We start from the raw sequence: 22,017 nt of genomic DNA, 5'->3' as shown, positions 1-22,017 counted from the left end.
GCTCTTCCGATCTGAAGAAACATCCTAGTACGGAGAAATCCCGGCAAGTAAGTCACTACCGCTTTGGCGGCAAGCCTAAACCACTGCAAGCAATGGCAGGATGTTGAGMGTATCGAATTGGCTAGTGTAGAAAAGCGCGAAACCACGAWCYGAAACATAAACGTAGTCCCAATAGCAGAAATGCTTGAGGTGAGTAGGGGGTCTTTGACTGCCCCCACCCGCATTAAGTTGTGGGTGACAGCTCAAGGGAAAAGCGAAGCAACGCGGCTTCAGCCCGTTGCGTAGCATCCTTTGGGAATCCCCTCTCTTTCAAGGAGGGGAGAAGTCAAACTAAAAAGTACCTTTGCTCGCGCTAATTACCATGGCTCCGTCATCGCAATCCTCCAATATTCCTCCAGCCGTTTGGGAGGGGCTTGCCAAAATTGGCGTGAATATCCTACTGCTCACTTTTGGGGTGGCGGCGATCGCCAAAATCGTACCCCACCAACTCAGCCAACTACAGAAACTCACTGCCCTAGAAGCGGAAGTTCACCAGCTAGAGCAGCGGGTGACCCAGCTTAAACAAGAACAGCAACGAGATCTCCAGCCCCAAGCATGGCAGCGCATTGCCCAAGAAGAAGCCAATCTCATTGCTGGCAACCAACGCCGGATTATTTGGGTGCAACCGGACACCACCAAGCGAGATCCGCAATAGTTCCTCCCCCCAAATAGACCTCTCAAGCAGATAGCTGCAAGGGCTCGTGCTCAGTCTGGGGTTTCTGGCGCTCCAGTAATTAACTTTGGGGAATTAGTGGAGGCCGTGCTGGAAACCGTTGTATCCACAATACAGGGCAGTCGCGCGGCTTTTAGCCCCCGCTTAATCACGGCTAGGGTTTCCTTAAACAACACAAATAGGGGCAGATGGCGATTTGCCCCTTCGCTAAAGATATCGCGGTATTGCAGGGGCATATCCCAGCTATAGCTTCGACTCAGGAGCAGTTGTGACTGGCGCCACCGCGTCAGCAGCTCGGTAAAACTTTCCCCAGGACGATGGATAAATACCAATAGCTCAACATCCGTTTTCACCTTCCATTCTGGATCGCACATCAGAAAAACAAGGTCGCAGGGCACCAGCGCTGACTTCACTTGGGGACGTTGATTACTGGTATGAGCGGCAGGAATTTGAATTTCCGCAATTGGCAGTGGAATGGGAATCAGACTTTCTTGGGGTCGCCGCATACTGGGAATCATTTCCAGATAGGGGCGATACTGCCGCAACAGTTCAGTGGCGTGCAGTGGATCGGTGTAGTGTACCAGCGTGTGCTCGTACAGGTTGGGAGCGATCGCCATAGAATTAAAGCTCACCGAGCGCGACTATTGCTATCCTAGGCGAGGGGTTACGGTAACAGCAAGGCACCCTTAAGCCACCGACTGCTGTGCCAGTTGCTCTAGCTGCGGCAAGCTCTGAATCTGCAGTTGCTGTTTAGCCGCATCAATTTTGACCCAGCCTTTGGCTGCCAGTTTGTCTAAAAGCTGCTGTGCTTCCTCAGGGCTGATATTGGCCACATCTGCGAGATCCTTAATCGGCACATTGAAAATAACTGCGGTGTGGGCATTGCCCCCCTGCCGCTGTCCGTAGCGGCGACCAAGGTTGACCAGTACATTGGCTAGCTTTACGGCTGAGGGCTGGTGGGCTAACTCAATGCGCGCATTTGTGAGGCGCAACCGTTGTGCCATTAACTGCAACATCCGGTAATGTAAATCTGGGTCTTGGCGCAGGGTGAGGGTAAATTTTTGAGCAGGAACCGAGAGAACTTCAGCGGTACACAGGGCAACCACATCGGTCGAGCGGGGCGACTGGTCTAAAATGGCCATCTCGCCAAAGAAGTCCCCAGGCCCGAGGATTGCAAGGGTGGTAAAGTCACCATTGGGCAACAGCCGCCGTACCTTGACCCAGCCCGCCAAAATAAAGTAAACGGCATTCCCCCAAGCATCTTCAATTAAAATGGCTCGTCCCGCCGGATAGGTATTGTGCCAAGCCACGGCAAGCATGGAGGCGAGGGATTCTTTGGAACTCTCACTAAAAAGGGGAAAGAGTTGACTAAAGTTGTCTGTCTCGATGCCTGCCATAACAACCTGATAAGTGAGTGTTGGACTAGTTGAGGTCAAGGAACCCTCCCCCTAGAATACGCGATCGCCTTTAGGTTCAGTGTGACTCCTGATCAAAATTGCATTGATTACCTGCAAACAACTAGCCACAGAGGCGTGCGAAAGACCGCTCAACGGCTGCGATCGCCCCCTCGATGTCTGCCGCACTGACAATTAAAGGCGGCACAAAACGAACCACCTTCGCCCCCGCAGGCACCAGCAACAGTCCTTCGCTAATGGCTGCTTTGACCACCTCCGCTGCAGTGAGGCTTGACTCTGCGGTTAACTCAAGGCCGTTAATTAAGCCCCAGCCGCGCACGTCGGCAATCAGTTGGGGATACCGGTTAGCAAGGGCACGGAGGCCGGCGCGTAATTGCTCACCGCGATCGCTCACATTTTGCAGCAGATTCTCCTGCTCAATCGTTTCACAAACCGTTAGGGCGGCTGCTGTGGCCAAGGGATTGCCACCAAACGTACTGGCATGATCGCCGGGCTGAAACACTGCACAAAACTCTTTAGAGAGCATGGCACCAATGGGAATACCCCCAGCTAATCCTTTCGCTGAGGTAAAAATATCCGGCTCCACTCCAAGGGTCTCATAGCCCCAGAGGCGACCCGTGCGACCCATGCCAACCTGCACTTCATCAAAGATTAACAAAATCCCTTTTTGATTGCAGAGTTGCCGTACCTGCTCAAAATAGAGGCGATCGCCCGGACGCACCCCCCCCTCTCCCTGCAATGGCTCCAGCAGAATCGCTGCCACCTGCGGCTGAGGCTGATCCAACGACTCCACCAGATCTGCTAACGCCGCAAAATCGTTGTAGGGGACATAGGCAAACCCCGGCACCAGCGGATCAAAATGCTGCTGGTACTTTGGCTGGCCTGTGGCCGTAATGGTGGCAAGGGTACGGCCATGGAAACTGGCTTGCGCCGTAATAATAACCGGATGAGCAATCTGGCGTACCGTATGGGCATACTTGCGCGCCAACTTAATGGCAGCCTCGTTTGCTTCGGCACCCGAATTACAGAAAAAGACGCGATCGGCACAGGAGTGATTAACCAGCCATTGGGCTAAAGCCCCCTGCTGCGGGATGTAGTAGAGGTTAGAGACATGGTGCAGGGTTTGAATTTGCTGGCTAACCGTTGCCACCAACGCCGGATGGGCATGTCCCAACGTACAGGTGGCAATCCCGGCCACAAAATCTAGGTAGCTGCGCCCCTCGTTATCCCAAACACGGCACCCCTCCCCGCGGGTTAAGGTCAGGGGAAACCGCCCATAGGTAGTCATCACCACCTGATCAAACTGTACTGGATCAGCACTAGCGGGAGGAACGGCAACAGCAGACTCTGGACTCACAGCACAACATCCTAAACGTATTGCGGCAGTGCTTGCCATCTTAGCACTAGCTCCCCAAGGAACGTTGGTGTGATGCTTGAGCGAGACTCTAGACCTGAAAACTATAAATAGTGCTTATTGACCCTTATGGCTCGCTTCGTTACACTACTGCTAGTATTGCTACAGCCCATAGTCCTGTTATGGAAATTTCATGATGGTGCAAAATCCCCCTCGCCCCCAGACCACTTYCCCCGCCAATGCCCTTACCGCTTACCCTGTGTTCTACCGCACCTACAGCCGCCAAGATGACGCAGGACAGCGGGAAAGTTGGCAGCAGGTGTGCGATCGCACCATCCAAGGCTTAAAAGAGGTTGGCCATCTCAGCGCCGATGAAGTGGCTCTGCTCACCCAAATGCAACAGGAGATCAAGGCACTGCCATCGGGGCGGTGGCTATGGGTAGGGGGCACCGACTGGGTAAAGCGCCCGGAAAATTACTCCGGTGCCTATAACTGCACCAGCACCAACGTCGTTGACTGGGACTCGTTCGGGCTGATGATGGATTTGGCGATGCAAGGGTGCGGTACGGGTGCCGTCCTTGAGCATAAATACATCAGCCAATTGCCTCCTATCCGTAATCGCCTGGATATTGACGTGGTGGGCACCATTGGAAAAACGCCGAAAGCCCAGCGCCAAGACTGCACCACAGTCACCGTTGAGGGTAGCCACGTTCACATCAAAGTAGGCGATAGCCGCCAAGGATGGGTTAAATCCTACCAAACCATCCTTGAGCTATCCAGTGACATGCAATTTGATGGACACGTTACCATTACCATCGACATTAGCGATGTCAGACCCACAGGAGAGCGCTTAAAAGGCTTTGGTGGCGTAGCTAACCCCGTCAAACTACCCGACCTCTACCATCGCTGTGCTGCAATTTTGAATGCTGCCCTTGGTCGCCAACTTACCTCAGTAGAATGTTGCTTGCTCATTGATGAAGCAGCAACCGTGGTCGTTGCTGGAAACGTGAGGCGCAGCGCAGGTATGCGTCAAGGGGACAGCAATGATGCCGAGTTTGCCGCCGCCAAGCAAAACCTATGGCAGCAGGATGAACAGGGGAACTGGTTTATTGACCCCAAACGCGATGCCTTACGCATGGCCAACCATACCCGCGTCTTTCATCGCAAGCCAACCTTACAGGAATGCATTGAAGCAGTACGCAGTCAGTTTTATAGTGGCGAAGGGGCGATCCAGTGGGCAGGGGAAGCCGTCGCCCGTGCTAACGCCGATATTCTCACTAATCCAGACCTCAAACACCGCTTTTTGCGTGCCTATGACACTGGACAAGCAGACTTGCTCTTGCGTCAGTTAGCCCCCAAGGCAGATGAACGGGAAATCAACCACCGCCTTGGTCGCTATGGCCTGAACCCATGCGTTACCGCCGAAACTTGGATTCATACAGGCGACGGGCCGCGGCAAGTCAAGGATTTAATTGGTCGTCAACACAGCACCTATATCAACGGCGAACTCTTCAGCACTACACCGGACGGCTTCTTTTTTACAGGTATTAAACCCGTTGTCAAACTGCAAACCAAGGCAGGGTTTTCCCTTCGCCTCACCCCGAATCACCAAGTCCTAAAAGTTACGGCCCAAACCCAGCAAAAACAATACAGCGAATGGGTCGAAGTTGGTGAGTTGCGACCGGGGGATTGGGTTTTGCTCCATAACCATCGAGGGATTCAACCTTGGGATGGGATAGGAACGGCAGCGGAAGGTTGGCTACTGGGGAGCTTATTAGGCGATGGCAGTTTAGGGACAACTCAATGGCGTGATATTGGGCTACTGCGATTTTGGCAAGAGTCCCGTGTGGAACTGAGCCAATACGCGCGGGAATTACTAGCTACGGTGGTAGATTATCGAGCTCGCGCTGCGGCGACCTATGAACACAAAACCCTGAACCATCAGGTGATCAACTCCACTGGCCTAGCCCAGTTAGCAGCGAAGTTTGGCTTAAAGCCCGGTCGTAAGGTCATTACGCCAGCGATTGAACAGGCCAGTTATGAGTTTTACCAAGGTTTTTTACGGGGCTTATTCGACGCTGATGGCAGTGTTCAAGGTAGCCAAGACAAAGGCGTGAGTGTTCGCCTATGCCAAAGCAACCTCGAAACCCTCAAAGCTGTGCAGCGAATGCTAGCCCGCTTGGGGATTATTGCCACCATCTATCAAAATCGGAGGCCAGAAGGCTTGCGGTTACTACCTGATAGTCAGCGGCAGCCGAGCCTCTACCACTGCCAATCTCAGCATGAGTTAGTAATTAGCCAAGATAATTTGCTCCATTTTCAAGAATTGATCGGATTCCAAGAGCCAACCAAGCAGGCTAAACTCCAGAAACTCTTGAGTGGCTATCAACGGCAACTGAATCGGGAACGGTTTGCGGTAGTAGTGGAAGCGATTACGCCTGATGGAGAAGCTGCCGTTTACGACTGCTCTGTGCCCGGCCCGAATCGGTTCGACGCCAATGGCTTAGTGGCTCACAACTGTGGTGAGATTATCTCTGCGGATTTCCACTGCAACCTCTCAGAGATTCATCTCAACCAAATTGACCCTGCGGATACAGTGACCCAAGCAAACGCCTTCAAAGCAGGAGCCATCTCCGTAGCCGCCTTATTGCACCATCGTTTTGAAGTAGAACGCTATCGCTATGCCCGTGAGTTAGACCCTATTGTTGGCGTTAGCTTCACCGGACTATTCGACTTTTTCGTTCATGCCTTTGGGACGGCGTGGCTAGAGTGGTGGGCACAGGGACGACCAGACACTCCGCAGGGTCAATTTTTCAAAACCCAAGAGGCCAGCTACTTGCAACGCTGGCGGGATATTGTTCATGCTGCCGTATGGGAGTATTGCGATCGCCATGGCTTAAAACGACCGAACCGCTGTACGACCGTGCAACCCGCTGGCACAAAGTCTTTACTCACTGGGGCATCCCCTGGCTGGCATCCCCCCAAAGCCCAACGGTTTATCCGCCGCATTACTTTCCGCAAAGGTGACGCTGTTGCGATGGCCTGCTATGACTACGGCTATAACATCATCCCATCGCAATCGGATAAAGATGAGCAGGGCAAACTGTTGGATGACCCCTTTGACCCGCGCTGTACCGAGTGGCTCGTTGAAATTCCTGTCGCCGTTTCCTGGGCAGACCTGCCCGGCGCAGACGCGATCGACATTAGCCAATTTTCTGCGCTGGCTCAATTTGACTTTTATATGCAAGTGCAGCAGCACTACACCACCCACAACACCAGTGCCACGATTGAGTTGCGGGAGCACGAAATTGAACCATTGGCCACCGCCATTTATGAGGCCATTCAGCAGGATCAGGGCTATATCTCTGCGGCATTATTAGCACGTTTTGATGCTAATGAAACCTTCCCGCGATTGCCCTTTGAACCCATTAGCAAACAACGGTATGACGCAGAAGTGGCGGCAGTCGCACAACGGCGGCGGATCCATGATTTCCATGCGGCATTATCTCGCTACACGCAACCGATTGAAGAGGCAGGCCCCGCTGGCTGTGACTCTGATAAGTGCCTGAAGTAGTCAGATATCCCTAGCTGTTGCTAATTGCTTAAGTTTGTACCTCCCCCGGTTTAACCAGAGGGGAGAGAGTTATTTGGGCAGCTTGGTAAACCAATTGCGCTTGGCACGATCCAGTTGCCCTTGCACCGCCCCCGAGACCATACTCAGATCGGCGCCTGAAATATCCGCTGCGGTAAAGTTAGCCCCTGAAATCGAGGCATCCTGCAACCGTGCCCCTTTCAAGTTCGCTTTTTCAAGGTTTGCATGCACCAGATAAGCGCCGTTCAGGTTCGCTTCGCTAAGATTCGCCCCCTGCAAATTCGCCTCCCGCAACACAGCCCCCGCTAAAATACACCCCTTCAGATCAGCATTAGACAAATTGGCGTTTGCGAAGTTCGCTCCCGATAAATCCGCATGACGGAGCACCACATTGGACAAGTCAACATCCACAAAATCCCGCTCACCCCGTTTGTAAGCCGTGAGAAGTTGGGCTGCCGTCAGTCGAGGAGTTACTTTTGCGCGCAGGTGCTGGCCACCGCCTGCCCCGACCAGTGGGGGGCCGCCGGGTCCCCCCATGCGAGATTGGCGAACTCGTGCCGCTTGGGCATTATGACTCACCGAGGATGCATAACTGCTACGCCCTAGCATTGGCTTGCCGCCCCGACTGGGGGGTGCCGAGAGTGCGTTGCTGAGGTCATCATCAGCACTTTGTGAGGATGCATTTGTGGCACTTGACCGTTTGGCAGACAAAAGTTGCAAATCTGCCAAAACCTCCATCGCTGTTTGGTAGCGATTTTTAATGGCATCCTCTAGCATCTTGTCTAGCAGTGCCGTAAATTCCGGAGAAATGTTCTTGGCGTACTTCTTCCACTGCCACTCACCCGTGCGCGGGTCTCGCTCGATTTCTTTGGGCGATTTCCCCGTCAACAGATAGACACAGGTCACCCCTAAGGCATAAATGTCACTGGCATAGATGGGGCGCATGGCCATCTGTTCTGGGGGTGCATACATGGGGGTACCCACTGCAAAGCTCGTAAAGGTCGAGAGTTCGGGGGCATTTTCCACCATGGCTTGGGTGACTTTATCTTTGACAGCACCAAAGTCAATGAGGACAAGTTTGTTATCGATTTCGCGGCGAATGAGGTTGGCAGGCTTAATGTCACGGTGAATGACCTCGTTTTTGTGGAGATAATCCAAAATCGGCAAGACTTCTTGGAGCACTTGTTTGACATCTTCCTCCGTTTTGGCTCCAAAGCGCTTGACTTCCTGTTGCAGGGTTAAGCCACCGACGTACTCTTGAATGAGGTAGAACTCATTGTCGGTTTCAAAGTAGCCCAGAAGCCGGGGCAATTGCGGGTGGTTGCCAATTTTGCCTAGGGTGGTGGCCTCTCGCAAAAATAGTTCCCGCGCCATGGCCAGAATGTGGGGAGCCGACGCTGCGGGGCGTAATTGTTTGATCACGCAGCTAGGGTTACCGGGCAGCTTGGTGTCAACCGCAAGAAAGGTTGTGCCAAAGCCTCCCCTCCCAAGAACACGAATGGCTCGATATTGATCGTTGAGAAGCAGCTTACTGCCGCAGGCTTGGCAAAAATCCAAACCATCAGGATTGTCTGGTTTGACACAGCTCGGATTCAGGCAGTAACTCATAAGCAGCCAAGGGGATGAACATTGGGGTTCAACAGGGGCTTAGGTGACAGCATATCCTACCAGAGATGACCAGTAATCGTCGTCATAGGGTAGAGCAACAGACTGCTGCTAGTAACCTTGCATCGCAGATACACAAACTCGGTGGGCAAGGGGTTGCTCCGTGTATTTACGATACTCTTTTTTCTCTGCTTGCCCCTATCCGTAAAATTACGGAAGTTTTTATTACGGCTCCTGTTGAGGCAGACATAAAGGCGTAGGGGGTAGCCCCCCGAGTTGTTTGATCGGTCTGATGGTGGAGCAAGCTGTATGATACAAGGGTAGCACTTTCGATTTTAGTTGTTCGCAGTTTTGGGTTATGGTGACGTCCCCAATGGAGGGTGATGCGCTAGGGGAGCTACCTTGCGATCGCCAGCAAGTTTTGGCGTGGCTTGCGGAGCATGTGCCAGCACCGCGTCTGCAACATATTCTGCGGGTAGAAACGATGGCTGCTGAGTTAGCCGTTGTTCACGGTTTGGATGTAACGCGGGCAGCGTGGGCGGGGTTGTTGCACGATTTAGCCAAATWTTTCCCGCCGCAGACACTCTTAGCGATGGCGCAGCAAGCGGCATTACCCATCACTGAGGTAGATACCGCCGATCCGCACTTGCTCCATGCACAGGTGAGTGCGTTGGTGGCTCGGCAAGAGTTTGGGGTAGCGGATGCGCAGGTTTTGGCGGCAGTGGCCAACCATACGCTGGGCCAGCCGGGGATGGATGAGTTGAGCTGTGTGATCTTTTTAGCTGATAGCCTAGAGCCGGGGCGCGGCCAAACCCCAGAACTGGATGAATTACGGCGGATTGCCCGGCTGAACTTGCAGGAGGCTGTGTGGCGAGTGTGCGATCGCACCCTGGCTTGGCTTATTGATCAGCACCGCTTAATTCACCCCCGCATGGTGTTGACCCGTAACTGGGCGATGCAGGTGGCACCCCCAAGCCGTAAAAAGAGGATGGCTATCAAGACTGGCGCTTAGCGGTTCTGTCCCTTGCTACCCTAGAAGGCAACAGTTGAGTTATCGTTTGCGCTATGACCACCTCTTCAATCAGTAGAGTTCCGGGGCTATTTTCCCCTGACTTTTGGCAAGAAACTCTAGCCTTAACGCGACGGTTGTTTATTCAGCTCCAACGACGACCCTCAACGTTGGTGGCGGGGGKGGTGCAGCCGCTCATTTGGCTGATCCTATTCGGGGCATTGTTCCAAAATGTACCGTCGGGGCTGTTTGGCGACAGTGCGAACTATGGCCAGTTTCTCTGTGCTGGCATTATTGTGTTTACGGCCTTTAGTGGTGCTCTGAATGCGGGGCTACCTGTGATGTTTGACCGCGAGTTTGGCTTTTTGAACCGCCTATTGGTGGCGCCGTTGGCCTCGCGGTTTTCAATTGTGCTGGCTTCAGCATTGTTTATTACCACCCTCAGCTTGATTCAGGTGGTGGCGATCGCCAGCTTGGGGGTTGTCTTGGGCACAGGGCTGCCGAACGTAGCGGGAATTGCCGTTGTGTTGGCAACAGTGCTAATTCTTGTGTTTGGGGTGACGGCACTGAGTTTAGGGTTAACCTTTGCCTTACCGGGGCACATTGAACTGCTGGCGGTGATCTTTGTCATTAACTTACCGCTGCTATTTGCCAGCACGGCACTCGTCCCCCTGCAATTTATGCCCACCTGGTTGCAGTGGGTGGCCAGCCTCAACCCCCTCAGTTTAGCTATCGAACCCATCCGCTACGTGTATTTGCACCCAAACTGGACGATTGCCGATGTGGTGATGGTGGCACCATGGGGGGCCATCTCCTTGGGCACGGCGATAGCGATCCTGCTAGCGGTGGCGGTGGCACTGAGTCTGCTGATTCAGCCATTGTTACGCCGTCGCTTGGCCTAGACCACCCGCAACGTATAGCATTGGCTACACCACTGCGCGACATCCAAGCTTAGGTCATTCCCCTCCGGCTCTGTACTTAGGTCGCTGAGTAACCCTTGGGTGAGGGCTAGGCCATTCTCCCCAGCCACCGGTAGGGGTTGGGCATTGGTGGGGGGGGAGCTGTGCTGGTTAACGTGGCTGAAGGGGCGACGGCTGCTGATAATAAAGACTTGCAGCCACTGGCTAGGGTGGTTCAAGCTCCAGGTGTAGAGGGGCACACTCAGCCCCGCTGCTAGTTCTAGGTGCCAGGACTGCGGTTGGAGGGGCAGCAAGAGCAGCCCTTGGCGGCTGTCCCAAGCAACGGCCAGCACATTTAAGGACTCGTCGCCATAGTTATAGATGCTCCAACGGCAGGKGTCCCCCTTGGTTAGGGTGAGGGGGGCTGCCAAGTTCACAGGGGGTAGCTTTGTGCGCAGTACCTCCGGCAGTGGATGGGGGGAGCGAGTTGTGTATTGCCGACTTAAGAGTTTGGGCTGGGGGGTGAGTTGCTCTAAGGTGGTGGAAATGCCTAAATGGCTCGAGGTTGTATTAACGGTCAAGGCCAGCCATTTGTGGGCTAGCAGAGTGGCAAACCATGGGTTTAAGCGCCGCATTCCCGCCTTGGCAGCTTCGTTGGTGGTGGTGCAACTCTCCTGGAGGAGGGAGCCTGCGGGCCATTGCAGCCCATAGCTACCGGCCTCTGAGGTTTTGGTAATGATTACATCTGGCAGGTCGTCAGGGCTGTTGACAACCGTCACGTCGCCTTGGTTAGCCAAGGCATTCACGACATCAACTCGCTCAATTTTCTCGAGGTGTGGGTCTAAGCCAACCTTAAGGCTGAGGTTGCGAGGGAGACGACGTAATTTCTCGTAGAGGCGATCGCCGCTTTGCAGCGGAGCAGCGGCTGTACCTTGAGCCATAAAACCATTGATACTGCTGAGTTCCACCATTACGCTTGTATCGGTGCTGAGCAAACGACTGCGGGGGCTGAGGTGTGCCAGCAACCATGGACTGAACCCGCCGCACCAAAGGTTGAGGGTGCGATCATGGCTGCCTTGGACAACGGCATCCAAACTGTTACCGCCCATGCTAGGCAGGCTGCCCATCGTTAAATGCACCTCACTGCCAAGCTGGGTGCGCAGGTCATCAGCGGTATGCATTACGCTGTGATCCAAGGGGCGATCGCCGGCCAAGGCCGCTAGATAATGGCTCAGGGTTGCAGTAAACAGCCCTACGGTCACCCCATTAAGGGTGACTTCTGCCCCAAGATCGTTGACGGCGGTGAGATTCTTAGCCTCACTGTGTGCCTGAGGGCTAACGGTTGCGGCTAGGGGGGCATACCGCCACCGCAGATGAGAGGCGCGGGGTGGCGCACTGGTAAAGCGGGTATCTAGCCAGACCTGTAGGGATTTGAGGTTGAGTAGCTCTGCTAAGGCTAAGCTATCGGCACCACTGCTATCGGCATTGGCCAATAGGAGCGTCGGCTGTTGTTGCCAGAGGGTGCCATAGCCGCTGAAATAGACCAAAATAGGGTCACCAAGCCCTTGGAGTTCCGCCAGTTCCTCCCTGACTCTGGGCAGGGTTGCGGCAGCCTCGGTCAAAATCGTTAGGCGATCGCGATCGAGGCCAAATCGTTCCATCAACAACATTTTGACCAGTTCCACATCGGTGAGGCAACCGGCAAGGGGAGGCACCATTCCAAGGTGGGGATAGTGGTTAATGCCAATGAGGAGTGCCCGCACCGTCGTTAAAGGAGCAGCGATCGCCTGACTGCCCCCCTGCCAAAACGCCTGTGCCAGTAACAGCGCAGCAGCAGATTGTAAGAAGAACCGGCGGCCAAGGTGCATTGCGCTCTCCATCCAAAGGGGCTAACTCCATTCTCAGAGGTTATGGGGCAATTGCCGCACCCCAAGGGCGTGAAAGGCAAAATTTGCTCAGTGGGGGTAGCCGTTGACAATAAAGCAAACTCGCTCGCCAATTTTCGTGGCATGGTCTCCCATGCGCTCTAGGTTACGAATCACCACTAACAGTAACAGGCGTGGCTCCACCAGTTCAGACTCCGCTAGGGGGCTACAAAGGCGACTATAAATGCGCCTGTAGTCTGCATCCACCGCATCATCATGGAGGGCAATGGCCGCAGCCAACTCCACATCCAGATCCGCAACAGCAGATAAACTTTCGGACACTAGCAATAGCGATCGCTCAAACATCGCTTTTACCTCAGCCAACACGGCGGGCGTTGCAGGATAGGCAAAGAGGCGCTGAGCAGCGGTGGCAATTTCCACAGCATAGTCGCTAATGCGCTCTAAATCCCGACTGAGGTGCAGTAAGCTGGCTAAAAAGCGCAGATCCTTGGCCACTGGGGCGTGCAGGGTCAAAATTTCAATGGCATCTTGGGTCAGTTGGTGATACTGGCGATCCACTTCCTGTTCTCGCCGCAGCAGCAGATCAATGGCGGTCAGGTTTCCTTCAATTAACACCCCGTAGGAGAGTTGACAGGTGGTCTCCACCAGTGCCCCCAATCGCAATAGATCGGTGCGTAGGCGTTGCAGCTGGCGTTCAAAAAAAGGAGCCACGATACCACAGCGAGAAAAGGGACTGCTTAGCTAGTGTGGCAGAAAAATTAAGAAAACGTTATCTGGCTCGACTGGTAATCTTGAGGTTCCACATGGATGACGATGCGTGCAGGGCCATAATGTGCTTGTAGGGCAGCCTCTACCTCTTCGGTAATCCCATGGGCCGCGGTGACATCCTCCGTTTCAACAATCAGGTGCATTTCAATGAATAATTGTCGGCCAACCACCCCCCGCGAACTAATGTCATGGCAGTTGATCACTCCAGGGATAGCCATGACAATGGTGTAAATGGCCTCCGGGGCGATCGCCGCTGCATCCACCAGCCACGGAATGTTGGTTTTCAGCACCGACCATGCACTCCAAAACACCAAGGCCGCCACCGGAAAGGCTAACGCCACGTCTAACCAGTACCAGTTCAAGCTCCAGACCCCGATCAGCCCTAGGAGCACAGCAATGGTGACCCAGACATCGCTGAGGGTGTGCTTCGCGTCTGCCAGCAAGACTGGGCTATTCAGCTTGCGCCCCATGTGGTGCTCGTAAAGGGTGACCCCAATATTGATGCCCAACACCCCAATCATCAACCATAGCTCTGCTGCCCCAAGGGCAATCGTTGTTGCCTGATGTAGCAGCCGCTCCACTGCACTCTGTAGAATTTCAAAGCAGGCCATTCCCAAAAAGGCAGCAATTCCCAGCGCCCCTAATGCTTCAAACTTTTGATGTCCATAGGGATGCTCGCGATCGGGGTGGGGATTGGCCCAGTGCATGGCCACCAACCCCAAGACATTACTCATGCCATCGGTAAAACTGTGGAGCGCATCCGCCTGCAAACTCAGAGAGTGACTTAGCACCCCAACGATCGCTTTCACCAGCGTAACAACAATATTCAGAATGAGTGTTAGCCAGAGTACCCGCTGAACGTTGTGTCGCTGATCACGCATATGAGGGGTTAGCGAAGAGCGCGGGAAGGCTGCACCGACTGAGCGCTGCGCTGCTGCTCAGCTAAAATGCGCTCATTGAGAACGGCGATCGCCCGCATGAATTGGGGGTCTTTATCCGTCGCAATATCCTCCCGGGTCAGTTGCTCCCGCTGCTGCTCAGTCAGTTTCACTTCAATATCCGGCTCAATCCCTTTCTTATTAATGTCGCGGCCACTGGGGGTAAAGTACTTCGCGATCGTCACGGCAATCCCCGATCCTTCACCTACCGGTTGCACCGACTGTACTAAGCCCTTGCCAAAGGTCTTCGTCCCAATTAAGACCGCACGGTTATTGTCTTGGAGCGCCCCGGCCAAAATTTCGCTGGCACTGGCAGACCCACCGTCAATCAGCACGACCATGGGCTTGTTGGTGAGAAACCCTCGCCCCGCTCGCAGGCGATCGGCTTCCCCTTGGCGATTCACAGTGGAGACAATATCCCCCTGCTGTAAAAACATCCGCGCAATTTCGGCACTGGCAAACAGTAAGCCCCCCGGATTCGAGCGCACATCCAAAACGTAGCCCTGTACACCCTGCTTCTCTAAGTCACGGATGGCACTGCGCATTTCCGCCGCTGCATTAGAGCTAAAGGTAACAAGGCGAATGTAGCCAACAGGACCTTGGGGGGTTTGCCGCACACTGTAGCGCACGGGGTGAATTTCAATGCGGGCGCGGGTCACTTCAAAGTTCATGACTTGACCGCCTCGCTGAATAGTTAGCCGGACTTTCGTGTTCACCGGCCCCCGGATCATGCTGACGGCTTGGTTAATATCCATGCCTTTTGTGGACTTACCATCAATCCGCAGAATCACATCCTTGGCCATTAAGCCAATTTCGGCGGCAGGGCTGCCCTCAATGGGGGAAACGACCGTAATTTCCTTGGTTTTCTCATCTTGAGTAATGGTAATACCGACCCCCGTTAGCTCCCCGGAGGTTTCAATTTGCATCGACTTAAATTGCTCAGGATCCATGAAGCGAGTATAGGGATCGTTGAGCTTTTCGAGCATTTCCCGAGCCGCTTTATAGGCGTCCTCAGTATTGCTATAGTTACGAGATAAGAACTCTCGGCGCACCGCCCGCCAGTCATTGCCGTTAAAGGTGGCATCCACATACTCGCGGTCAATCACTTGCCACACTTCATCGACGAGTTCCTTAGGGCTTTGCCGAAAGCTAGCTAAACTTCTCGACCAGTGTAACCCCGCACCTGTAACGGCCACTAAGGCTGTCATCACAACGGTCGTGCTAACAACTAATGTGCGGTGTGTGATTCCCATAGGACTCGTCCTAATGCTGAGTGCGTTTTCTTACGCCCAATCTAGCATAAACCCAGACGGTGGCCGTGCTTGGATTGCGGCGTGACCTAAGGCCTTGGACGCTAGCTAACCCCCAAAAGTGCCCCTAGCCCCCCACCTGCTTCAGAATACAGCGGTTAATACTTTCATCGACAACCCGCTGGACGTGTTGCTGGTGCGGAGACTGATTCTGACGACTGTCAGGGTTCAGGGTACGAAAGTCATCATAGCTGACCCGCTCTTGAATGTAGTTAATGGAGCAACGGCAGATGTTGCTCAGCAGCGATCGCGGCACAATGGGCGCTGAGCGCTGGCCTTGATTGAGGCAGGTGTCCATAAAGCTCGTGACTGCCACAGCGGGATACTTTTGGGCGATCGCTTGAGAGGGCACCCCTACACTACTCACTAAACCACTACCAATGAGCACGAGAGAGACTAATTTCATTTCAATAGAATCAAAAATAAAAACCCCCTTAGTGTACGGCATGACCCCTTGCGGTATGCAAAATGTTTGCACCTCGCAGCATATTGTTGCCTAGGTCAACAGGCCTGCAACAAATTGCCACACTATTGGGGTGCAGCCTCTAACGACTACCTCTAGCCGACGCTTTTGCACCTGAGCTAATCGGGTTCAACCACTTCAATAATGCAACACCGGCTTTCAGGCGGTGGCTTATCAGCCTGTTCATAGAGCAGATCAATCCAGACGGATTCTGGATAGGGCTTGCGGCTAGAGACATAAAAGAGCCAGTGCTGCTCAAGGTTGAGGGAGTGACGTAGTTCAACCATTCGTGGTGTGGTAATCATGCGTAGTGCCGTGTTGGCATTGCGCCACTGCTCAATAATGCCGACGGCAACCGAGAGGGTTACTCCCTGGCTATTTTCCAATTCAAGAATGCCATCAATGTAGATGCTTTCCCACCAGTGGTACGGATCCGTTAAGTCCAAGCCGCGACCGTCCATATCATCGATCAATTTCGGGAGATAGGTGTGGATAAAACCCTGCACAATCTCGAAGGCAGGAAACGGGCGCAACACTTTTAGTTGGCGAGCTGTTTGTTGAAACCACAGTTTGTGGTAGGTCATGGGGGCAAAGCTCCGTGCGCAGGCGATCGCCCGCGAAATAGTCTTAATCCTGTTTATTCTACCAAGCAACCCTACGCAATCAGCCCTGTTGGGGGTAACGGCTGATGTCAGCATGAACGCCCCCACTGCGCAGATGGGGAATTTCGTTAAGTTAGGGCTGGGTTCTACTCCTAGTTTCCTAAGCTTGATATACTCCAGTGTGGGCGATCTTAGTGTTTGAGGTGTGATGGTGCGCCCCTGCCAGTCATTACTGGCAAGGTAAACCCCTCGTTGGATTGATAAGGCACGCAGAACTCATGGTCATTGTAGCAGTGTTAGCAGCAGGGCGAGGCACACGCATGAAATCCTCGCTGCCCAAGGTGTTACATCCCCTTGGGGGGCGATCGCTGGTGGAGTGGGTTCTCCACCAAGTCAACCCTCTGCAACCCCAACGCCAGTTTGTGATCATTGGCTATGCCGGGGATGCGGTGCGCAGTGCCCTCAAAGATTACCCAGCACTGGAATTTGTAGAGCAGCGAGAACAACTGGGGACAGGGCACGCGGTGCAACAGTTGCTCCCCTACCTCAAGGATTATGAAGGGCACCTGCTGGTACTCAACGGCGATGTGCCGCTGCTGCGGGTCGAAACCCTTGCCCATTTATTACAGGTACACCAAGAGCGGGGGAATGCCGCGACAATTCTTACTGCCCAAATTAGCAATCCCCAAGGCTATGGCCGCGTCATCTGCGACAGCCAAAATATCCTCAAGCAAATTATTGAAGACCGCGACTGCACCACAGCGCAAAAACAAAACCGGCGCATTAATGCCGGGGTGTACTGCTTTCACTGGCCGCAACTGGCGGCGGTACTGCCCCACCTGCAATCCAACAATGACCAGCAGGAATACTACCTGACGGATGCTGTCAATGCCCTAAACCCAGTGATGGTGGTGGATGTTGAAGACTACGAAGAAATTTTGGGGGTTAACGATCGCGCCCAACTGGCAACCGCCTACCAAATTTTACAAAATCGCACGAAGCAAGCCTGGATGAAGGCAGGCGTGACCCTCATTGATCCTGCCAGTACCACCATTGAGGACACTGTAGAACTGGCTGCTGATGTGGTGATTGAACCGCAAACCCATCTGCGGGGAGTCAGCCGCATTGGCAGTGGCAGTCACATTGGGCCTGGCTGTCTCATTGAAAATAGCACCATCGGTGAACGTGTAACGGCACGCTATTCGGTGATTACGGATAGTCAAATTGCCGATGACAGTGAGATTGGCCCGTTTGCCCATATTCGCCAGCAGAGTATTGTGGGGGATCACTGCCGCGTGGGTAATTTTGTGGAGTTAAAAAAAGCACACTTTGGCAGCCACACCAAGGCCTCCCACTTGGCTTACCTTGGGGATGCCACCCTTGGCGATCGCGTCAATATTGGCGCGGGAACCATTACTGCCAACTACGACGGTGTTCGCAAACACCAGACCCACATTGGGAGCGGTACAAAAACCGGTTCTAATAGTGTTTTAGTGGCTCCGGTCACCCTTGGCGAAAATGTGACGGTGGCAGCGGGGTCAACGGTCACCGACGACGTGCCAGATAATGCCTTGGTGATTGCCCGCTCGCGCCAAGTGATAAAACCTGATTGGCAGCCCAAAGACTAGCCTGCCCCGCAACAGGGTTCAATGCCGAGGCGGCGTAGCAGCAGATCACTCACGGCATTGGCCACGGCAAACTCGCTGTAAAAGCTTTGGGAGAAATCAAACTGCTGTAACTCGGTGACTAAGGCCAAGAGAATACCCCCTAGGTCGTGTTCTCCTTCTAGGCGTTGCCGTCGATAGACCTGAGCGGCGCGCTGGGCAATGGCGGTATTCACGGCTTCCGGCACGTACTCTGTGTTGAGCCAGCTTAAGAGTGCCTGCTCTAACCACTCGGCATCCGCTGCACAATCCCCACAGGGAGGAAGCTGAATTGGGGAAATCGGGACACTCATGGCAGTTCTCCCATACTAGGAGCTATTAGGAGCATTTTGACATACTCCCCATGCCTAAAGGCAGGGGCTTTACGGCGTTTTTCGGCAACTGACAAGGAGTTGGCGGAGCAATTATTGCCGCTAGAGGGCAAGCCGTTCTGGCAGTTTTAGGGAGCGCAAGAGGCGATCGCCATCCACATGCTCTTGCATCAGTTGCTCGATAAACTTCACCTTAGCCACCTCGTGCAGTCGCACTTGGCCAAAGGCGCGATCTACAATTTCCACCGCTGTGAGGGTGTCTAAGTCCACCGATAGGATCGGAATTTCTAACTCTTCAGCACGGGCCAGAATGGCCGGCGACGGTGGCAGGTGTCCGGTGAGAATAAGACAATGGGTGGAGGTTTCCAGTGCCGCCCACTGAATATCGGTGCGATCGCCCCCCGTAATCACCGCCATGTTGTTCCCCTTGCGGAAGTATTTCAACGCTGCACTTACATTCATGGCACCAATGGTTAACTCTTCCACAAGCAGGTCAAGGCGATCGGGGCGACACAACACCTCTGCCCCCAACTGCCGCACCAACTCACGAACACTGACACTGCGGAGTAACTGACTGCGGGGTAACAACCCAAACACCGGTACCTGCTGTGCTTCAAGGTAGTCACAAATGGCCTTAAGGGGTTCGCGCTCCGCATCGGGGATATCGTTAATAATCACCCCTAGCAGGCGATCGCCCAGTTCCGACTTAGCCAATAAAATTGACTCCACCACTAAGGGGGAGTCATAACGGACAACTAAGAGAATGGGCGCATCCAGCACCTGCGCCATTTCCCCCATCCCTAGATCAAATAGGCGACCTTCGGCTAGGGTGGCTGGCCCCTCCAGCAGCACAACGTCTTCACTATTGTCGTTTTGGTAGGCGGTGAGTGCCTGCCGATAGTCAGTTTGATCTCGGCCAGTCAGTCGCGCTTCAATCGTCTCAGGGGTCAAGGTGAGCAGGGTTGGCCGCACCGTTGGCAGATTAAGGGTGTGCTGCACAAACCACACATCCGCTTCCGTATCCTCGGTGTCAGCGTTGGGTTGAAAGGTGCCTAAGGGCTTGCCGTAGCCAACATTGAAGTGGCGATCGCGCAATAGCTTTGCCAAACCCAAAATCGTTGCAGACTTACCGCTGTAAGCCACCATGGACGCGATGAGCAGATGTTTCGGCACTGTTGTCTTATTCCTCCCTCAGCGGTATCCCCAAGATGTCTATCATTACTCAAGTCGCAGTAGCTTACGGTAAAACCCCTTAGAAAAATCAGCAATACGATGCTTTTTGTAGTTAATAATCACATCAATGAGGTGATCGACCAACTCAAAGGTCGTAATCGAAATTTCGTACTGGAGATCAACAGAATTATCAAACATGACTGTACAGCGCGACAGATCGGCCGGCAGATTGGCAATGGTCCATGAGGCTACAAAATCAACGTTGTCACCCCCTTCAATCCCGCGCTGCCCCTCCAGCCTTCCCTGTCGGTAAAGAGCAATACCAAGGGGAAGGAGCGCCCGTTTCTCATTGCGCATATAGGGGGCAAAAATATTCACCTCCCGAGGGTTGGCAGGCTGAAGCTGATCCAAAGCGGTCATGGAGGAATCCTCATCCGGTCTGACGCAGTGCTGAGGTCTATTTTACAGGAGTTGCCGGCCGAGGCAGTGCCCTCAGCTGCAACGGCAGCAGTAGCGGATTTGCATTTGGTAACATATAGTTAACATAACGCGCGAGCAATGCCTATGGTTTTTGATCCCGGACATGCTGATTTTCACGGTTCCTTTACTGAGGATGGGCAGCCGAACCTGCTCTTAAAGTATCTACAACGTCAATCGCCGGAAGTACTAACGCGCATTGCCCGCTCCGTGAGTCCTGAAATTCGTCAAATTATTAGCCAAAACGTCCAAGGGCTAGTGGGGGGGCTGCCGTCGGAGGACTTTAATGTGCAAATTGCTACAGACCGTGACAATCTTGCAGGGTTGCTGGCCTCCGCCATGATGACGGGGTATTTTCTGCGCCAAATGGAACAGCGCATGGAACTGGAAATGAGCCTAGACGATTTGGTTTGATCTGAGAGTAGTCTGTGTCGGATCCGTGGCACCAATTCAAGGCGCTGCCTTGGCGATCGCTGATCCCTACGGGGCTGCTCGTTGCCCTCATTGCTGCGCTGTTTGATACTGGGCTGTACTACATTGGCAGTGCGTCATTGTTGATGCGCGAAGTGTTAATCATTTTGTTACAGCCGCCCCTCAGTTTGCTAGTGCAGTTGGGGATGAGTATTGCGTTGGGGATGCTGGCGGTGCTGTGCCTCGAAGTTTGGTTTAACCCGGCACCTATATATGGCGGCACCCTGTGGGGATTATTCTTGTGCTTACTCTTAGCCAGCTTGGGGTTTAGTTTTTTCGGCTCCCTGCTTGGGCTGCGATCTGTTTTTTTCCCGATCACCGAAGTGTTCTTGATTGGGACGGCCATGGGAATTTTTTGGCAGGGTCGCCGCTACTGGCGTTACTAGCGCCCTAGTAGCTCGTTTGATACTCCGCCTTCCTTGACACGGAAGGATGCCAAGGCACGCTGGCGTAGAACTAACCCCTAACCGCTATACCTGCGGCAGGCTAGCACCAACGCGTTGTGGCGGAGCACTGCAGTGATTCTTAGTGAGTAGCTAGCACGTGTTTATGGTGAAGGCGACGTTTCTGGGGAAGGTGACTCCGTAGGAGTAGTTGTTTGGCCACCGCCCCCCCCGCAGGCCACCAGACCCACAGAGAAACTAGAGAGAACTAGAGCAATAGCTAAGAGTTTGTAGATAGATTTCATTTATAGTACTCCCCACAATAACGGTTGGAACTTGGTTAGCACTTCCTTTCTACCAAGTTAGGGTGGGGTTTGGCAACAGTGCCGCTAGGATAGTAGTCCGGAAAACTTTGAGCGCAATGTTCTATACCATTTTCCCTTTATAGGAGTGATGTGGGCGGGCTAAAACCCCTCCGCTTTAGCGAGGGGATACAGCCAACTCAGGGGGCTTTAGCCCTCTCTATGTGTTAAACTAGAGACGTGGAAAGTAGGCGTATCAACTACGCGAAGAAACATCCTAGTACGGAGAAATCCCGGCAAGTAAGTCACTACCGCTTTGGCGGCAAGCCTAAACCACTGCAAGCAATGGCAGGATGTTGAGCGTATCAAATTGGCTAGTGTTGAAAAGCGCGAAACCACGAACCGAAACATAAACGTAGTCCCAATAGCAGAAATGCTTGAGGTGAGTAGGGGGTCTTTGACTGCCCCCACCCGCATTAAGTTGTGGGTGACAGCTCAAGGGAAAAGCGAAGTAACGCGGCTTCAGCCCGTTGCGTAGCATCCGTTGGGAATCCCCTCTCTTTCAAGGAGGGGAGAAGTCAAGTAAACAATGAGTAATTGAGGGCGTTGCTGAATAGACGTATGACTTTCGGGTTTGAGTCTTTTGCCGCCCTCTCCCAGAGGAGAGGGAACAAGACTCTTAG

The 22,017-nt window shown here is 53.6% G+C and carries 20 protein-coding genes; 7 read left to right on the top strand and 13 right to left on the bottom strand.

Features of this window, described 5'->3' with window-relative positions; all coding sequences use genetic code 11:
• Positions 1–361 precede the first annotated feature (361 nt).
• Positions 362–694: a slr1601 family putative cell division protein gene (locus L5470_RS11635; protein WP_099797729.1), complete on the top strand. Its 333-nt coding sequence runs from the start codon at positions 362–364 to the stop codon at positions 692–694.
• Positions 695–744: 50 nt separating this feature from the next.
• Here the strand turns inward: L5470_RS11635 and L5470_RS11630 are convergent, their stop codons facing one another.
• The 3 genes from L5470_RS11630 to L5470_RS11620 form a co-directional block, all read right to left on the bottom strand.
• Positions 745–1,329 carry a hypothetical protein gene (locus tag L5470_RS11630; RefSeq protein ID WP_099797731.1) on the bottom strand — a complete coding sequence of 195 codons (585 nt, stop codon included), beginning with the start codon at positions 1,327–1,329 and terminating at the stop codon, positions 745–747.
• 69 nt (positions 1,330–1,398) lie between these two features.
• Positions 1,399–2,109, bottom strand: coding sequence for a Crp/Fnr family transcriptional regulator (locus L5470_RS11625; RefSeq protein WP_499500066.1), 711 nt, complete (start codon positions 2,107–2,109; stop codon positions 1,399–1,401).
• Between the two features lie 121 nt (positions 2,110–2,230).
• Positions 2,231–3,415: an aspartate aminotransferase family protein gene (locus L5470_RS11620; protein WP_499500068.1), complete on the bottom strand. Its 1,185-nt coding sequence runs from the start codon at positions 3,413–3,415 to the stop codon at positions 2,231–2,233.
• Positions 3,416–3,677: 262 nt separating this feature from the next.
• On the opposite strand from L5470_RS11620, the gene nrdJ reads away from it, so the two are divergent.
• The gene (gene nrdJ, locus L5470_RS11615; RefSeq protein ID WP_499500067.1) at positions 3,678–7,055 is read left to right on the top strand and encodes a ribonucleoside-triphosphate reductase, adenosylcobalamin-dependent; all 3,378 of its coding nucleotides are present in this window, start codon (positions 3,678–3,680) and stop codon (positions 7,053–7,055) included.
• 69 nt (positions 7,056–7,124) lie between these two features.
• On the opposite strand, the gene L5470_RS11610 is transcribed toward nrdJ, so the two are convergent.
• Positions 7,125–8,681, bottom strand: a complete 1,557-nt coding sequence (locus tag L5470_RS11610; RefSeq protein WP_499500065.1) for a serine/threonine-protein kinase — start codon at positions 8,679–8,681, stop codon at positions 7,125–7,127.
• A 355-nt stretch (positions 8,682–9,036) separates the two neighbouring features.
• Between L5470_RS11610 and yqeK the strand changes: the two genes are divergently transcribed.
• The gene (gene yqeK, locus L5470_RS11605; protein WP_499500064.1) at positions 9,037–9,690 is read left to right on the top strand and encodes a bis(5'-nucleosyl)-tetraphosphatase (symmetrical) YqeK; all 654 of its coding nucleotides are present in this window, start codon (positions 9,037–9,039) and stop codon (positions 9,688–9,690) included.
• Positions 9,691–9,743: 53 nt separating this feature from the next.
• The gene (locus L5470_RS11600; protein ID WP_499500063.1) at positions 9,744–10,589 is read left to right on the top strand and encodes an ABC transporter permease; all 846 of its coding nucleotides are present in this window, start codon (positions 9,744–9,746) and stop codon (positions 10,587–10,589) included.
• On the opposite strand, the gene L5470_RS11595 is transcribed toward L5470_RS11600, so the two are convergent.
• The 6 genes from L5470_RS11595 to L5470_RS11570 form a co-directional block, all read right to left on the bottom strand.
• Positions 10,586–12,466, bottom strand: coding sequence for a caspase family protein (locus L5470_RS11595; protein ID WP_499500062.1), 1,881 nt, complete (start codon positions 12,464–12,466; stop codon positions 10,586–10,588). The two genes, L5470_RS11600 and L5470_RS11595, sit on opposite strands and share 4 nt — an antisense overlap.
• 75 nt (positions 12,467–12,541) lie before the next feature.
• Positions 12,542–13,183, bottom strand: coding sequence for a phosphate signaling complex protein PhoU (gene phoU, locus L5470_RS11590; protein WP_499500061.1), 642 nt, complete (start codon positions 13,181–13,183; stop codon positions 12,542–12,544).
• A 47-nt stretch (positions 13,184–13,230) separates the two neighbouring features.
• Complete coding sequence (gene cdf31 / locus L5470_RS11585) at positions 13,231–14,121, bottom strand: CDF family zinc efflux transporter Cdf31 (protein ID WP_499500060.1); 891 nt, start codon at positions 14,119–14,121, stop codon at positions 13,231–13,233.
• 8 nt (positions 14,122–14,129) lie between these two features.
• On the bottom strand, positions 14,130–15,431 hold the full coding sequence (gene ctpC / locus L5470_RS11580) for a carboxyl-terminal processing protease CtpC (protein WP_099797749.1): 1,302 nt from the start codon (positions 15,429–15,431) through the stop codon (positions 14,130–14,132).
• Between the two features lie 124 nt (positions 15,432–15,555).
• Positions 15,556–15,936, bottom strand: a complete 381-nt coding sequence (locus L5470_RS11575) for a hypothetical protein (RefSeq protein WP_099797751.1) — start codon at positions 15,934–15,936, stop codon at positions 15,556–15,558.
• Between the two features lie 134 nt (positions 15,937–16,070).
• Positions 16,071–16,535, bottom strand: coding sequence for a hypothetical protein (locus tag L5470_RS11570; protein ID WP_499500059.1), 465 nt, complete (start codon positions 16,533–16,535; stop codon positions 16,071–16,073).
• Between the two features lie 296 nt (positions 16,536–16,831).
• Here L5470_RS11570 and glmU point away from each other — a divergent pair, with 296 nt between their 5' ends.
• Complete coding sequence (glmU, locus tag L5470_RS11565) at positions 16,832–18,181, top strand: bifunctional UDP-N-acetylglucosamine diphosphorylase/glucosamine-1-phosphate N-acetyltransferase GlmU (protein ID WP_499500058.1); 1,350 nt, start codon at positions 16,832–16,834, stop codon at positions 18,179–18,181.
• Here glmU and L5470_RS11560 read toward each other — a convergent pair.
• The 3 genes from L5470_RS11560 to ebsA all read right to left on the bottom strand — a co-directional run bounded on the left by L5470_RS11560 (position 18,178) and on the right by ebsA (position 20,121).
• A complete protein-coding gene (locus tag L5470_RS11560; protein WP_099797756.1) occupies positions 18,178–18,510 on the bottom strand; it encodes a DUF8822 family protein in 333 nt (110 codons plus the stop codon). The genes glmU and L5470_RS11560 overlap by 4 nt on opposite strands.
• Before the next feature lie 120 nt (positions 18,511–18,630).
• Positions 18,631–19,701, bottom strand: a complete 1,071-nt coding sequence (locus L5470_RS11555) for a phosphotransacetylase family protein (protein ID WP_099797758.1) — start codon at positions 19,699–19,701, stop codon at positions 18,631–18,633.
• Between the two features lie 45 nt (positions 19,702–19,746).
• The gene (ebsA, locus tag L5470_RS11550; protein WP_448515218.1) at positions 19,747–20,121 is read right to left on the bottom strand and encodes a type IV pilus biogenesis protein EbsA; all 375 of its coding nucleotides are present in this window, start codon (positions 20,119–20,121) and stop codon (positions 19,747–19,749) included.
• Between the two features lie 144 nt (positions 20,122–20,265).
• Between ebsA and L5470_RS11545 the strand changes: the two genes are divergently transcribed.
• Positions 20,266–20,592 carry a DUF760 domain-containing protein gene (locus L5470_RS11545; protein WP_099799782.1) on the top strand — a complete coding sequence of 109 codons (327 nt, stop codon included), beginning with the start codon at positions 20,266–20,268 and terminating at the stop codon, positions 20,590–20,592.
• Between the two features lie 14 nt (positions 20,593–20,606).
• Positions 20,607–21,035, top strand: a complete 429-nt coding sequence (locus tag L5470_RS11540) for a hypothetical protein (protein WP_099797760.1) — start codon at positions 20,607–20,609, stop codon at positions 21,033–21,035.
• Positions 21,036–22,017: the final 982 nt, after the last annotated feature.

The sequence above is a fragment of the Synechococcus sp. PCC 6717 genome (assembly GCF_022698185.1).
Classification (GTDB): Bacteria; Cyanobacteriota; Cyanobacteriia; order Thermosynechococcales; family Thermosynechococcaceae; genus Thermosynechococcus; species Thermosynechococcus lividus.
The sequence above is the reverse complement of the archived record's forward strand: the minus strand, read 5'-3'. Positions and strand labels throughout refer to the sequence as shown.